We start from the raw sequence: 12,903 nt of genomic DNA, 5'->3' as shown, positions 1-12,903 counted from the left end.
GGAGGAAAGACGCGCGGGAGTCCGGCCGTTACCGGGCTGAGAGGAAGGCTTCACCGGGCCTTCGACCGCAAGACACCTGATCCGGATCATGCCGGCGAAGGGAGCGCGGATGGATGTGATCGTAGGCGGCGGAATCGTCGGGCTGTCCATCGCCTGGCGGCTGGCCCGGGCGGGGCGACCGGTCACCGTGGTGGACCCGGCCCCGGCCTCGGGGGCCTCGCACGCGGCGGCGGGGATGCTGGCGCCGGTCAGCGAGGTGTCCTATACGGAGGCGCCGCTGCTGCGGCTGGGGATGGCGTCACTGCGCCTCTGGCCGTCGTTCGCCACCGAGCTGGCCGAAGACGCCGGCCTCACGGCGACCGGCCCTCCCGTCGGAGCCGCCCAGGGCGGCGAGCGCACCGCTGCGGCGGCCGCCGATGTGCCCGTGGCCGGGTCGTCCGGCGGGCTGGAGATCGGTGACAGGGCTCGGCGGGGGCTGGACCTGCGGGCCGATGGGACGCTTGACGTGGCGTTCGGGGCCGATGACCTGGCGGCGCTGGATGAGCTGGCGGCGTTCATGGACAAACTGGAGCTGCCGGTCGAGCGCCTCACCGGGCGTGAGTGCCGCCGTCTGGAGCCCATGCTGGCCCCGTCCGTGCGCGGCGGGCTGCTGGCCCCCGGCGACGCCTGGGTGGACCCGCGCCGCGTCACGGCCGCGCTGCTGGCCGCCCTCGACCGCCTGCGGGCGCCGGTGGTCCGGGCACGCGCCGCCGGGCTCCTGCGCGACGGTGACAAGGTCGTCGGGGTGCGCCTGGAGCCGCCGCCGCACGTACCCGGCTCGGTGCCCGGCTCGCCGCGGCGAGGACCGGAGCCGCCGGACGAGATCCGTGCGGAGCGGGTCGTCCTGGCGGCCGGAGCCTGGAGCGGCGAGCTGGCCGAGGTGCCGGTGCGGCCGGTCAAGGGGCAGATCATGCGGCTGCGTTCCCCGCAGCCGCTGCTCAGCCGGTGCGTACGCGGCACCGTGCACGGCTCGTACGTGTACCTGGTCCCCCGGGGCGACGGCGAGCTGGTGGTCGGAGCGACCCAGGAGGAGATGGGCTTCGACACCAGGGTCACGGCGGGCGGGCTCTACGAGCTGTTGCGCGACGCCAGAGAGCTGGTGCCGGGCGTGACCGAGCTGGAGGTCGCCGACGTGGTGGCGGGACTTCGGCCGGGCACGCCGGACAACCTGCCGATCATCGGCCCGAGCGGGACGCCGGGGCTCACGCTGGCCACCGGGCACCACCGGGGCGGCGTGTTGCTGGCGCCGCTCACGGCAGCCCTGGTGAGCGGCGAAGAGGGTGAGCTGGCGGCGTTGTGCTCGCCAGGGAGGTTTCGGGAAATTTCATGATTGTCATGATCAACGGGGCCGCGCACGAGATCGCCGACGGCACGACCGTGGCGCAGGCCGTGCGTACGCTGACCACGGCCACCACCGGAGTGGCCGTGGCCGTGAACGACGAGGTGGTCACGCGGAGCGCGTGGGAGACGACGGCGCTTCGCGACAGCGACCGCATGGAGGTGCTGACGGCGGTGCAAGGTGGATGATCTGATCATCGCCGGGGAGAAGTTCTCCTCCCGGCTCATCATGGGAACGGGCGGCGCGCCCTCCCTCGAGGTGCTCGACCAGGCGCTGGCCGCGTCCGGCACGGAGTTGACCACGGTCGCCATGCGGCGGCTCGACCCGGCCGCCCGCGGCTCCGTGCTGGACGTGCTGCGCAGGCGGGACATCACGGTGCTCCCGAACACGGCCGGCTGCTTCACGGCGGGCGAGGCCGTGCTGACGGCGCGGCTGGCCAGGGAGGCGCTCGGCACCAACTGGGTCAAGCTGGAGGTCATCGCCGACGAGCGCACGCTGCTGCCGGACCCGATCGAGACGTTCGACGCGGCCGAGCGGCTGGTGGCGGACGGGTTCGTGGTGCTGCCGTACATCGGTGACGACCCGGCGCTGGCGCGGCGGCTGGAGCAGGCCGGCTGCGCGGCCGTGATGCCTCTCGGAGCGCCGATCGGCTCGGGGCTGGGCATCCGCAACCCGCACAGCATCGAACTGATCGTGGAGGCCGCCTCGGTGCCGGTGATCCTCGACGCGGGCATCGGCACGGCCAGCGACGCCGCGCTGGCGATGGAGCTGGGCTGTGACGCCGTCCTGCTGGCCACGGCGGTCACCCGGGCGCAGCGGCCCGACCTCATGGCGGCGGCCATGAGGTCGGCGGTGGTGGCGGGGCGGCTGGCGCGGCAGGCGGGCCGCATCCCGCGCCGCCGTTACGCCGAGGCGTCCTCGCCGATGACGCCCTGACGCTCCCTTTGGAAGGGCGCGGTCCGGAACCGCGGACGCCGTGACCCGAGTGAGCCTGTGTCCGCTTCTCCGGACGCGGGCACGTTCCACTGGGCACGGCTCCGCATCGGTTTCGGGCGGTCGGGCCCTGCCAGTGGCAAAACGCCCGTAAACTCAGCGGGGTGGACACGACGACTGCGGACCCCCTGGTCGGTCGGCTCCTCGATGGGCGCTACCGCATCGAGAGCCGGATCGCCCGGGGCGGTATGGCGACTGTCTACCTTGCGCTCGACGTCCGGCTCGACCGGACGGTGGCGCTGAAGGTCATGCACCGCTCGCTCGCCGAGGACCCTGCGTTCGTCAGGAGGTTCATCGGCGAGGCGAAGTCGGTGGCCAGTCTTTCCCACCCCAACGTGGTGCACGTCTTCGACCAGGGCACGGACACCGACATCGTCTACCTGTCGATGGAGTACGTGCCGGGCAAGACGCTGCGCGACATCCTGCGCGACCGGGGCCGGCTGCCCGCCCGCGAGGCGCTCGAGATCATGATCCCGGTGCTGGCCGCCCTCGGCGCGGCCCACCAGGCCGGGATGGTGCACCGCGACGTCAAGCCGGAAAACGTCCTGATGACCGACGACGGCCGCGTCAAGGTCGTCGACTTCGGCCTCGCCAGGGCCATCGAGGCGACGAACCAGACGCGTACCGGCGTGATGATCGGCACGATCGGCTACATGGCGCCCGAGCAGGTCATGACGGGCGCCGCCGACGTGCGCAGCGACGTCTACTCGGCGGGCATCATGCTGTTCGAGCTGGTGACCGGGCAGCAGCCGTACGACGGTGAGACGCCGATGTCCGTGGCGTACCGGCACGTCCACGACACCGTGCCGGCGCCGTCGTCGTTCGTTCCCGAGGTGCCGCCGCTGGTCGACACGCTCGTCGCGCACGCGACGGCGCGCGAGCCTGCGGACCGCCCGGCGGACGCGACCGCCATGCTGGTCGAGGCCGTGGACGCGCACCGGATGCTGCCGCGGACGACCACGCCGCCGACGTCGCGCTCCGGGCAGCACGGGCCGCTCGCGGCTCCGCACGGGCCGCCCCCGGGGCAGCACGCATCGTCCCAGCCGGACGCCAGGACGACCGTGCACGCCGCCCCGTCGGTACCCCAGACCGTACCGGGTCACACGATGATCCAGCCGCGGGCCGAGGTGCCGTCGCGGCGCGGGTTCCGGCCCAACTGGTTCCTGGTGATACTGGCGGGCGTGATGGTCGTCGCCGTCGCGCTGACGGGATGGTTCTTCGCCCAGCCCGACTACGTCTTCGTCCCCAAGCTGGTGGGCAAGAACATGGTGGTGGCCGAGAAGAACGCCGTCCAGGACGGCTTTCAGGTCAAGATGGGCGAGGGCCTGTACGACGAGAAGGTCGCCGAGGGCCACGTCCTCAGCACCGACCCGGCCGAGGGGTCCGAGGTGGTGAGCGGCAGCACGATCACGCTGGTGCCCTCGCTCGGGCCCAAGCGCGTGGTCGTGCCCAACGTCGCGGGCATGACCGGCAACGACGCGCGTGCCGCGATCGCCGGCGCCGGGCTGACCGTGGGCTCGGTCAAGCGGCTGGCCAACACGGAGGTCGAGCGCGACAAGGTGATCCGTACCTCGCCGCAGGTGGGCGAGAAGGTGAAGGAAGGCGCGAAGATCGACGTCTTCGTGAGCGCCGGCCTGGTCATGCCCGACGTCAACGGCATGCCGAAGGACGAGGCCGCCGCCTACCTCCAGCAGCAGGGCTTCCAGGCACAGGTCCAGGAGGTGGACGACGACGCCGAGCCGTGCACGGTGATCGCGCAGACGCCCAAGGCCAAGTCGGAGGTCGACCGCGGCGCCCAGGTCATGGTGACGGTGGCGCGGTGCCAGACGGACTTCTGGGACTGGTTCAGCAGGGGCGACAACCAGGCACGGGACGATCAGCAGTTCGGTGTGGTGCCCGGGGTGATCGGCAAGGACGTCAGGGACGCCCGGGCGGAGCTGGAGGGCCTGGGGTTCAAGGTACGGATTCAGCGGCTCGGGAACCGGGGAGTGGTGCAGTTCCAGCGCCCGCTTCCCGGCAACGAACGACCGGCCGGCACCACGGTCTTCCTCTGGCACTGACGCCGTCCCGCGCGGCGCCGCCGACCCGGCTTGGGCGGATCGGCGCCCGCTGCGGACGGGACGCGGCCCGTGTGCGGGCCTGACCGCGGCGGCGGGCCGGGCGCCCGCAGGCCGGGCCACGCCCCCGCATCGCGAACGACGGGCAACTCACGCCGCGGGCGGGCGGCAGGACACGCACGCCGCGGTGCCGGGCGGGCGTACGGCACGCCGTGACTGCGGGCACCGCAAACCGCGGGCACCGCAAACCGCAGCGGCTAGGCGGGCCGGCGGAAAGGCAGGTGCCGACGGTAAGGCAGGCGCGGACCGCGATGGGGCGGGCCGGCGGTGGTGGGGCGGGACGGTGGTGGGGGCGTCAGGCCAGGTGGCCGTGGAGGCGGACTCTGGCCAGGCCGCCGTCCGGGTAGATGTCCACGCGGACATGGGTGACCGGGTCGGTGTGGGTGAGTGTGAAGCGGTGCGGGGTGTCCGGTTGGAGGCGGGTCCGGGGAAGCAGCTCCACCGTCCGAGCCCCCTCGCCTTCCCCGTCGAACCCGGTCAAAGCGACCGCCGCAGGTGCGTTGAACAGCAGGTTGGTGGTGTCGATCTCCGCCAGCCGGATCAGGCCGCGCCCCGCCAGGCGGATGACGAGCCAGTCGTTCCCCCCGTCCCTGCGCCGCGCGGTCTCCCAGCCCTCCGCCTGGTGGCGGGCCAGCCCGGGGGCGAGGGCGTTGTTGGGCGCCGAGTAGAACTCGTTGGAGCAGGTGGTGACCAGGGCGCCGTTCTGGAGGGCGGCCAGGTCGAGGCCGAGGCCCTCGTACACGGACAGATCGGGCCGGGGCTCGCCGTGCACGCGGAGGCGGGCGACGCCCCCGTCGGGGTGGATGTTCAGCCGCACATGCGTGTAGCGGCCGTCGTCGGCCACCTCGAAGTGGTGCTCGGCGTCCCCCTTGAGATCGACACTCGGGAGGATCTCCACCCACTCGGCGGCCTGCAGCTCCGCGGGTGACGGGTGGCCCTCGACCGAGGCGGCCTCGACGGAGGCGTGGGGCGGGTAGTTGCCCTTGAACCAGGCCGTGTCGATCACCACACCGCGGATCACGCCGGGCATCCCGAGCCGTACCAGCGCCCAGTCGTGGCCGGGCTCGCGGCGGCGGCGGGTCTCCCAGCCGTCGTAGACCTGCCCCTTGCTGCCGAACGTCTCCGCCTGGAAGCCGGGCCGGCCCGGCCTGATGAGGCACTCCTTCTCGGCGAACGACTCGTCGCTGGCGGCCACGACCGAGCCGCCGAACGTCCGCAGGGCGAGGTCGGGAAGGGTGGTGAAGCGGGACATCTACTGCTCTCCCAACATGTGGTGCTCGATCGGCAGGAATCGTCCGTGCGCGACGCCGTCCACCGGCCTGCCGCGCAGCCAGGTGGTCAGGACCGCGCCCTTGAGCACGCGGCCGTGGTAGGGGGTGACGGGATTCTTGTGGTGAAGGAGGGTGGCGTCCACGGGGTTGTCGGCGGCAGGGTCGAAAGCGACCAGGTCAGCATCATTGCCCGGTTTTATGCCACCTTTTCCGGAAATGTCGGCCAACGCCGCCGGGTTGGCGGACATCCAGCGCACCACGTCGCCGAGCCCGTACCCCCTGCGCGAGGCCTCCGTCCAGACGGCGGACAGCCCGAGCTGGAGGGAGGCGATGCCGCCCCAGGCGGCGGCGAAGTCGGGCACCTTCAGATCCGCCGTGGACGGCGAGTGGTCCGACACGACGCAGCTCAGCACCCCTCTGGCCAGCCCGTCCCACAGCAGGTCCCGGTTGGACTCGGACCGGATGGGCGGGCAGCACTTGTACGCGGTGACCCCCTCCGGCACCTGCTCGGCCGCCAGCGTCAGGTAGTGCGGGCAGGTCTCGGCCGTGACCGCCACGCCGCCGGCCTGTGCCGCCTCCAGCACGTCCAGGCAGTCGGCGCTGGAGACGTGCAGGATGTGCACCCGGGCGCCGGTCTCCCCGGCCAGGTCCACGACACGCTGGACGGCGCTGCGCTCCGACGCCCCCGGCCGTGATTCCAGGAATTCCGGATACGTCGGGCCGACCGGGTCCCGCAGGAGGGCCGGGTCCTCGGCGTGCACCACCATCAGGCCGCCGAACCCGGCGATCTCCGCCAGAGCCTGCCGCAGCTCGGCGGTCTCCAGCGGCGGGAACTCGTCCACGCCGGAGGGCGACATGAAGCACTTGAAGCCGTATACGCCGCGCTCGTGCAGCGGCGCAAGGTCCTTGATGTTCCCGGGCACGGCCCCGCCCCAGAACCCGACGTCCACGTGGCACTGCCCCAGCGCGGCCCGCAGCTTGGCCTCCAGAGCCGCCACGCTGATGGTGGGCGGCAGCGAGTTGAGCGGCATGTCGACGACGGTCGTGACGCCGCCCGCGGCCGCCGCCCTGGTCGCCGACGCGAAGCCCTCCCAGTGCGTCCGCCCGGGCTCGTTGACGTGGACGTGCGTGTCGACCAGCCCGGGGAGCAACGCGAGGTCGCGCAGGTCGATGTCCTCGGCGGCGTCGAGCGGCGCCGCGTAGTCGTACAGGCCGGTGATCTTCTCTCCCTGGACGGCCACCGCGGTCGCCCGCTCCCCTTCCGGCGTGACGGTCCGTCGGGATCGGACCACGAGGTCCAGCTGGGTCATCTACTTCCCTTCGAGGTGGTCGGCGGCGATCCTGGCGGCGAGGCGTTCCAGCAGCGGCCCGGCCTCCGCCATGCAACGGTCCGGGTCGGCCTCCAGATCCGTGAGCGCGTACGCGGCCTCGATGCCGGCGACCTGCAGTTCCTCGTCCGTGAGCGTACGCCGCCCGCAGACGGCGATCACGGGCACCCCGGCCTTGGCCGCCGCCTGCGCCACGCCGATCGGCGCCTTGCCGCGCAGCGACTGCTCGTCCAGCGAGCCCTCGCCGGTGATGACCAGCCGCGCGCCCTCGACCTGCGCCCCGAACCCGAGCAGCCCGAGCAGGTAGTCGATGCCGGGCCGGATGTCGGCGTGCAGGAACGCCAGCGCCGCGAACCCGACCCCGCCGGCCGCGCCCACCCCCGGGGCCCCGGCGACGCCCATGGGCCGGGGCATGTCGTCATGTTCGTGTTCATGGTCGCGCCCGCTTCGCTCCTCGTTGGCTCGTCCCTCGCTCTCTCGTCGCGAGCTCCTGCGCTCCGGCGCCCCCAGCAGCCCGTGCGTCTGCGTCGCCACCGCCGCCAGCCGCGACAGCGCCGCCTCCAGCGTCGTGACGTCCTCGGCGGTGGCGCCCTTCTGGGGGCCGTAGACGGCGGCGGCGCCGTGCGGGCCGAGCAACGGGTTGTCCACGTCGCTCGCCACCACGAACTCCACCCCGGAAATATCCATAAATCCAGACATGTCGATGCTGTCCAGCGTCCGCAACGCGGCCCCTCCCCGAGGAAGGTCATGGCCGCCGGCGTCCAGCAACCGCGCGCCCAGCGCCTGCGCCATCCCCGCGCCCCCATCGGTGCACGCACTGCCGCCCAGCCCCAGCACCACCCGGCCGGCACCGCGCCGCACGGCGTCGGCGACGAGCTCCCCCGTCCCGTAGCTGGTCGCGGTCAGCGGCTCACGATCGCCCGGCAGCCGGCGCAGCCCGGACGCCTCGGCCAGCTCGACCACGGCCGTGGCGTCGGCGGCGTGCCAGGCGTACGAGGCGGGGATCCGCTCACCCGTCGGCCCGGTGACCTCGATCGTGATCCGCTCGAAGCCGCACGCCACGGCCGCGTCGACGGTGCCGTCGCCGCCGTCGGCCACCGGCAGCTCCACTGTGGGCACGCCGAGCCCCGCCGACACCCGCCCGGCCACCTCGGCCGCCGTCAGCGACCCCTTGAACTTGTCAGGGGCCACCAGAACATGCTGAACCACTACGAACTCCCACACGATGATGAACAATGGCCGGACACGCCTTCCTGCCCGGTGCGAGCGGGCAGGAAGGCGTGACCCATCATCACACGCGCGAACGGCGTGCCCGCCGCGCCGCCCACCAGCACCGCCACCGTGCCCGGGGACCCCTTCGGCAGCCGGTGGACGGCCAGGACGAGCAGGACGGCGGTGGTCATGGATCATCTCCCACGAGTCCCCTCCAGTGAACGACGCGGCGGCGTGGATGCCTATGCACGTGCCCATCAACCGCCGCCGGTCCAGACCGTCGCCGGGTGTGTGATCCTCCAACTACGCTCGCTCCGACGAAGGGAGCGTTTGTGCGGATTTCGACGCTACAGAGGCAGGCGCGGCTCGCCGTGAGGCACCGGCTCGCGGCCAAGGCCGCCACCCCGGAGGAGGCCGCGGCGTCGATGGTGGCGCTGCACGGCACCGATCCGGCGACGGTGTTCCTGTCGGCGGGCGCGCGCCTGGCCGCCCCCGGCCCGGAGCCGGTCGAGCGGGCGCTGTACACCGACCGCACGCTGGTGCGGATGACCGGGATGCGGCGGACGGTGTTCGTGGTGCCGGCGGAGCTGGTGCCGGTCGTCCACTGCTCCTCGACGCTGGCGATCGCCCGCAAGGAGCGCAAGTCGCTGCTGAAGGTGTTCGGCGAGGGCGGCTGGGACGAGGCCAGGTTCGCCGACGTCGAGGCGTCGGTGCTGCGGGTTCTGGCCGAGGTGGGCGAGGCGACGGCGGCGGAGCTGGGCGCGCTGGAGCCGCGGCTGCGCGAGCAGGTAAAGGTGGCGGTGGGCAAGCCGTACGAGGGGACGGTGAGCGTCGGGTCGCGGCTGCTGTCGCTGATGGCGATGGACGGCGCCCTGGTACGGTGCGGCCGCTCCTCCGGCACGTGGATCAGCGGCCACCACCGCTGGGGCCTAGGGCCGGAGCTCGCCGGGCTGCCGGTGCCGGACGCGCAGGCGGAGTTGGTGAGGCGGTGGCTGGCGGCGTTCGGTCCGGGCACGGAGGCCGACGTGAAGTGGTGGACCGGCTGGACGCTGGGGGACGTGCGCCGAGCCCTGACCGCGGCCGGCGCGGCAGCGGTCGAGCTGGACGAGGGCGTCGGGTACGTGCTGCCGGACGACCTGGAGGAGGTCGCCGAGCCGGAGCCGTGGGCGGCGCTGCTGCCCGCGCTCGATCCGACGCCGATGGGCTGGCAGGCCCGCGACTGGTACCTGCCGCCCGAGCACCGTGCCGAGCTGTTCGACCGCAGCGGCAACGTGGGGCCGACCGTGTGGTGGGACGGCCGCGTGGTGGGCGGCTGGGCGCAGCGGGCGGACGGCGAGGTCGTGTGGCGGCTGCTGGCCGACGTGGGCGCGGAGGCCGCCGCCGCGGTCGAGAGCGAGGCTGCCGGGCTGGCCGCCTGGCTCGGCGGGATCAAGGTCACTCCGCGCTTCCGCACCCCGCTGGAACGGGAGCTGTCCGCGCTCTAGAGACGTGTTCGAGGCCCGCCCTGCGGCGTTCCGTCAGGAAACCGTCCGGATGAACTCCTCCAGCGAGTAACGCCCGTCCTGGTCGGAGTCGGCGGCCTGGCTCATCGCGCCCAGGGCCTCGGCCGGGAGGTCGGGGAAGTGCTTCTTCAGCTCGCTCTCGCTGATGTAGCCGTCGCCGTCGGTGTCGATCGACGCGAAGGTGCTCTTCAGCTGCGCCAGCCGCTCGGCTGAGATTTCCGCCGCCACGGGACCGCCTTTCGTTATCCGGACATCCATACCTTAACGGGCACGCCATTATGGCCTCATGGACGCGAACCGTGTATACCGGCGCACCGAGCCCGGCCAGGAGGACGACGGCCTGGCCGGGTACGTGCACCGCATGGCTGTCCGCCGCCCCTCAGCCCCGGTGGACCTCCTTGGCGGCGGTGACTCCGCGTTGCTCCGCCAGCCGTAGCAACCGCCGCCCGGCCTCGGCGCCGGCCCGCCCGACGGCGTCCTGGGAGACGGTCTTCAGCTCGCCGTCCTCGACCAGGGTCCGCCCGCCGACCAGCACCCGGGCCAGTGGCAGCGCGGGCCCGAAGACGAGCGCGCAGACGGGGTCGGCGACGGCGGAGGTGAACGGCCCGTCGATCCGCCACAGGGCGATGTCGGCGAGCTTGCCGGCCTCCAGCGACCCCAGGTCGCCCGCGCGGCCGAGGTTGCGTGCCCCGCCGAGCGTGGCGAGTTCCAGGGCCTGCCGGGCGGTGAGCGCGGCGGGGCCGTACCGGGCGCGCTGGAACAGCAGGGCCTGCCGCATCTCGCCGGCCAGAGGCGTCAGCTCGGAGGAGGCCGCGCCGTCCACGCCGAGCCCGACGTTCGCGCCGCGGCGCAGCATCTCGGACACGCGGGCGATACCGGCGCCGAGCCGCCCGTTGGAGGACGGGCAGTGCGCGGAGCCGGTGCCGGTCGCGGCGAGCTTGCCGATGTCGGCGTCGCTGAGGTGCACGGCGTGCGCGAACCACACGTCCGGCCCGAGCCAGCCCAGCTTCTCCATGTAGTCCACCGGCCGCAGCCCGAACTGCGCCAGGCAGTGCTCGTCCTCGTCGAGCGTCTCGGCGAGATGCGTGTGCAGGCGTACGCCCTTGGCCCTGGCCAGCGCGGCGGACTCGGTCATCAGCTCGGCGCTGGACGAGAACGGCGAGCACGGCGCGACGACCACCCGCAGCATCGAGGAGGACGACGGGTCGTGGTAGACGTCCACGGCCTCGGCCGTGGCGGCGAGGATGTCGTCGAGCTCCTCCACCACGGCGTCAGGCGGCAGCCCGCCGTGCGACTCACCCCTGTCCATGGAGCCGCGCGCCGGATGGAACCGGACGCCCACCTCCCGTGCGGCCTCGATCCCGGCCGCGAACAGGTCTCCCCTGCCCTTGGGGAAGATGTAGTGGTGGTCGCTGGTGGTGGTGCAGCCCGACAGCGCCAGCCAGCCGAGACCGGCCGCGGCGGCGCCCTTGACGACCTCGGCGTCCATGGCGGCCCACACCTTGTAGAGCGCGACCAGCCACTCGAACAGCGTCGCGTCCTGGGCGAGCCCCTGCGAGGCCCACTGGTACAGGTGGTGGTGGGTGTTGACGAGGCCGGGGGTGGCCAGGCATCCGGTGCCGTCGACGCGTTCCGCGTCCGGGACGCCGGGGGCGGGTCCGGCGCCCAGGCCGGCGATCCGATCCCCCTCGATCCTGATGTATCCGGACTCGATCTCCGGGCCGACGACCGGGGCGATGTGGACGTTCTCGATCAGCAGCGTCATCCGGCCGCCGCCTTCCGCGCCGCGGCCAGCCGTACCGCGTCGAGGATCTTCTCGTACCCCGTGCACCGGCACAGGTTGCCCGCCAGCGCCTCGCGGATCTCGGCGTCGGAGGGCCGCTCGACCCGTTCGAGCAGGTCATGTGCCTGTACGAGCAGCCCCGGCGTGCAGAAGCCGCACTGCACGGCCCCGCACTCCACGAACGCCTCCTGCACCGTCGAGAGCCTGTCCCCCTCGGCCAGGCCCTCGACGGTGCGGACCCGCCGGCCCTCGGCCTGCCCGGCGGCGACCAGGCAGGAGCAGACCGGGACGCCGTCCAGGTACACCGTGCAGGAGCCGCATTCGCCCTGCTCGCAGGCGTTCTTGGAGCCGGGCAGGCCGAGGCGCTCGCGCAGGACGTACAGGAGGCTCTCGCCCTCCCACACGTCGTCAGTGGTCTCCTCGCGGCCGTTGACGGTGAAGGTCACGCGCATCAGGCGGCCCTCCTTCCGAGGTAGTCGTTCCAGGCCCAGGTGAGCGTGCGGCGGGCCATCACGTCGATGGCGTGCACGCGGTACCCGGCGGTGCCGCGCACGTCGTCGATGGGCGCGGCGGCGGCCGCGCACAGCCGCCCGAACCGCTTGACCAGCGCGGGGTCGAGCGCGGGCGAGCCCCAGTCGAGCTCCCCGGCGAGGAATTCCTCGGCCTCCTCCGCCCGGCGCGGGGTCGGCGCCGCCGACCCGATCCCGGTGCCGACGCGCCGCTCGTCCGGGTGCAGCGCGACGGCGAACGAGCACACCGCGATCACCATGGCGTTGCGGGTGCCGACCTTGGAGAAGTACTGGGGCCCGGTCGCGGGCCTGACGCGCACGGCCCTGATGAGCTCGTCCGGCTCCAGCGCGCTGCGCTTGACCCCGAGGTAGAACTCGGCCGCCGGGATCATCCTGACGCCCCGGTCCCGCGACTCCACCTCGATCACCGCGTCGGCCGCCAGCAGCGGCGGGTGGCTGTCGCCGGCGGGCGAGGCCGCGCCGAGGTTCCCGCCGACGGACCCGCGGTTGCGGATCTGCGGCGACCCGACCGTGCGCGACGCCTGCGCCAGCCCGGGCAGCGGCCCGCCGAGCTCCTCGATGATCGTCGTGTACGGCACCCCGGCCCCGACCCGGCACATTCCGTCTGCCAGGTCCCACTCCCGCAGCTCGGCCACCTGGTTGAGATCCAGCAGCGCGGGCGGCCTGCGCACGTCGAAGTTGATCTCGACCATGACGTCGGTGCCACCCTGGATGGGCACCGCCTCCGGCTGGTCCGCCTTGGCGGCCAGCGCCTCTGCCCACGTCGTGGGCCGCAAGAAGTCCATCGTC

Annotated in this window: 13 protein-coding genes and 1 riboswitch; of the genes, 5 read left to right on the top strand and 8 right to left on the bottom strand. The window is 73.2% G+C overall.

From position 1 onward, the window contains the following. Positions 1-3: 3 nt before the first annotated feature. Positions 4-120, top strand: a riboswitch (TPP riboswitch). The 4 genes from ACIBX3_RS18055 (at position 110) to pknB (ending at position 4,431) form a co-directional block, all read left to right on the top strand. Next, positions 110-1,369: an FAD-dependent oxidoreductase gene (locus tag ACIBX3_RS18055; RefSeq protein ID WP_397118192.1), complete on the top strand. Its 1,260-nt coding sequence runs from the start codon at positions 110-112 to the stop codon at positions 1,367-1,369. It overlaps the preceding riboswitch by 11 nt. Positions 1,370-1,374: 5 nt before the next feature. Continuing rightward, positions 1,375-1,566 carry a sulfur carrier protein ThiS gene (gene thiS, locus ACIBX3_RS18050; protein ID WP_397118190.1) on the top strand — a complete coding sequence of 64 codons (192 nt, stop codon included), beginning with the start codon at positions 1,375-1,377 and terminating at the stop codon, positions 1,564-1,566. Continuing rightward, on the top strand, positions 1,559-2,314 hold the full coding sequence (locus ACIBX3_RS18045; protein WP_397118188.1) for a thiazole synthase: 756 nt from the start codon (positions 1,559-1,561) through the stop codon (positions 2,312-2,314). Before thiS ends, ACIBX3_RS18045 begins: the two co-directional genes overlap by 8 nt. Before the next feature lie 161 nt (positions 2,315-2,475). Continuing rightward, complete coding sequence (gene pknB / locus ACIBX3_RS18040; RefSeq protein ID WP_397118186.1) at positions 2,476-4,431, top strand: Stk1 family PASTA domain-containing Ser/Thr kinase; 1,956 nt, start codon at positions 2,476-2,478, stop codon at positions 4,429-4,431. A gap of 352 nt (positions 4,432-4,783) precedes the next feature. Here pknB and alc read toward each other — a convergent pair whose 3' ends face one another. From alc to ACIBX3_RS18020, 4 genes are read right to left on the bottom strand one after another with little or no spacing between them, the layout of a single operon-like run. Continuing rightward, positions 4,784-5,740: an allantoicase gene (alc, locus tag ACIBX3_RS18035; RefSeq protein WP_397118184.1), complete on the bottom strand. Its 957-nt coding sequence runs from the start codon at positions 5,738-5,740 to the stop codon at positions 4,784-4,786. Next, the gene (gene allB / locus ACIBX3_RS18030; RefSeq protein WP_397118182.1) at positions 5,741-7,069 is read right to left on the bottom strand and encodes an allantoinase AllB; all 1,329 of its coding nucleotides are present in this window, start codon (positions 7,067-7,069) and stop codon (positions 5,741-5,743) included. Continuing rightward, positions 7,070-8,278: a glycerate kinase gene (locus ACIBX3_RS18025; protein ID WP_397118180.1), complete on the bottom strand. Its 1,209-nt coding sequence runs from the start codon at positions 8,276-8,278 to the stop codon at positions 7,070-7,072. 17 nt (positions 8,279-8,295) lie between these two features. Beyond that, the gene (locus tag ACIBX3_RS18020; protein ID WP_397118178.1) at positions 8,296-8,490 is read right to left on the bottom strand and encodes a hypothetical protein; all 195 of its coding nucleotides are present in this window, start codon (positions 8,488-8,490) and stop codon (positions 8,296-8,298) included. 180 nt (positions 8,491-8,670) lie between these two features. On the opposite strand from ACIBX3_RS18020, the gene ACIBX3_RS18015 reads away from it, so the two are divergent. After that, positions 8,671-9,783: a winged helix DNA-binding domain-containing protein gene (locus ACIBX3_RS18015; RefSeq protein WP_397118176.1), complete on the top strand. Its 1,113-nt coding sequence runs from the start codon at positions 8,671-8,673 to the stop codon at positions 9,781-9,783. A 33-nt stretch (positions 9,784-9,816) separates the two neighbouring features. On the opposite strand, the gene ACIBX3_RS18010 is transcribed toward ACIBX3_RS18015, so the two are convergent. The 4 genes from ACIBX3_RS18010 to ACIBX3_RS17995 form a co-directional block, all read right to left on the bottom strand. Beyond that, complete coding sequence (locus tag ACIBX3_RS18010) at positions 9,817-10,029, bottom strand: EF-hand domain-containing protein (RefSeq protein WP_397118174.1); 213 nt, start codon at positions 10,027-10,029, stop codon at positions 9,817-9,819. 151 nt (positions 10,030-10,180) lie between these two features. Next, positions 10,181-11,566 carry an 8-oxoguanine deaminase gene (locus tag ACIBX3_RS18005; RefSeq protein ID WP_397118172.1) on the bottom strand — a complete coding sequence of 462 codons (1,386 nt, stop codon included), beginning with the start codon at positions 11,564-11,566 and terminating at the stop codon, positions 10,181-10,183. Further along, positions 11,563-12,036 (bottom strand): (2Fe-2S)-binding protein, encoded by a 474-nt coding sequence (locus tag ACIBX3_RS18000; RefSeq protein WP_397118171.1) that lies wholly within the window; start codon positions 12,034-12,036, stop codon positions 11,563-11,565. The genes ACIBX3_RS18005 and ACIBX3_RS18000 overlap by 4 nt, the downstream gene beginning before the upstream one ends. After that, positions 12,036-12,899, bottom strand: a complete 864-nt coding sequence (locus ACIBX3_RS17995; protein WP_397118169.1) for an FAD binding domain-containing protein — start codon at positions 12,897-12,899, stop codon at positions 12,036-12,038. Before ACIBX3_RS17995 ends, ACIBX3_RS18000 begins: the two co-directional genes overlap by 1 nt. Positions 12,900-12,903 lie beyond the last annotated feature (4 nt).

This window comes from Nonomuraea sp. NPDC049480 (assembly GCF_044465905.1).
GTDB lineage: Bacteria > Actinomycetota > Actinomycetes > Streptosporangiales > Streptosporangiaceae > Nonomuraea.
Note: the sequence above shows the minus strand (reverse complement) of the source record. Positions and strands in the feature narration are given on the sequence as shown.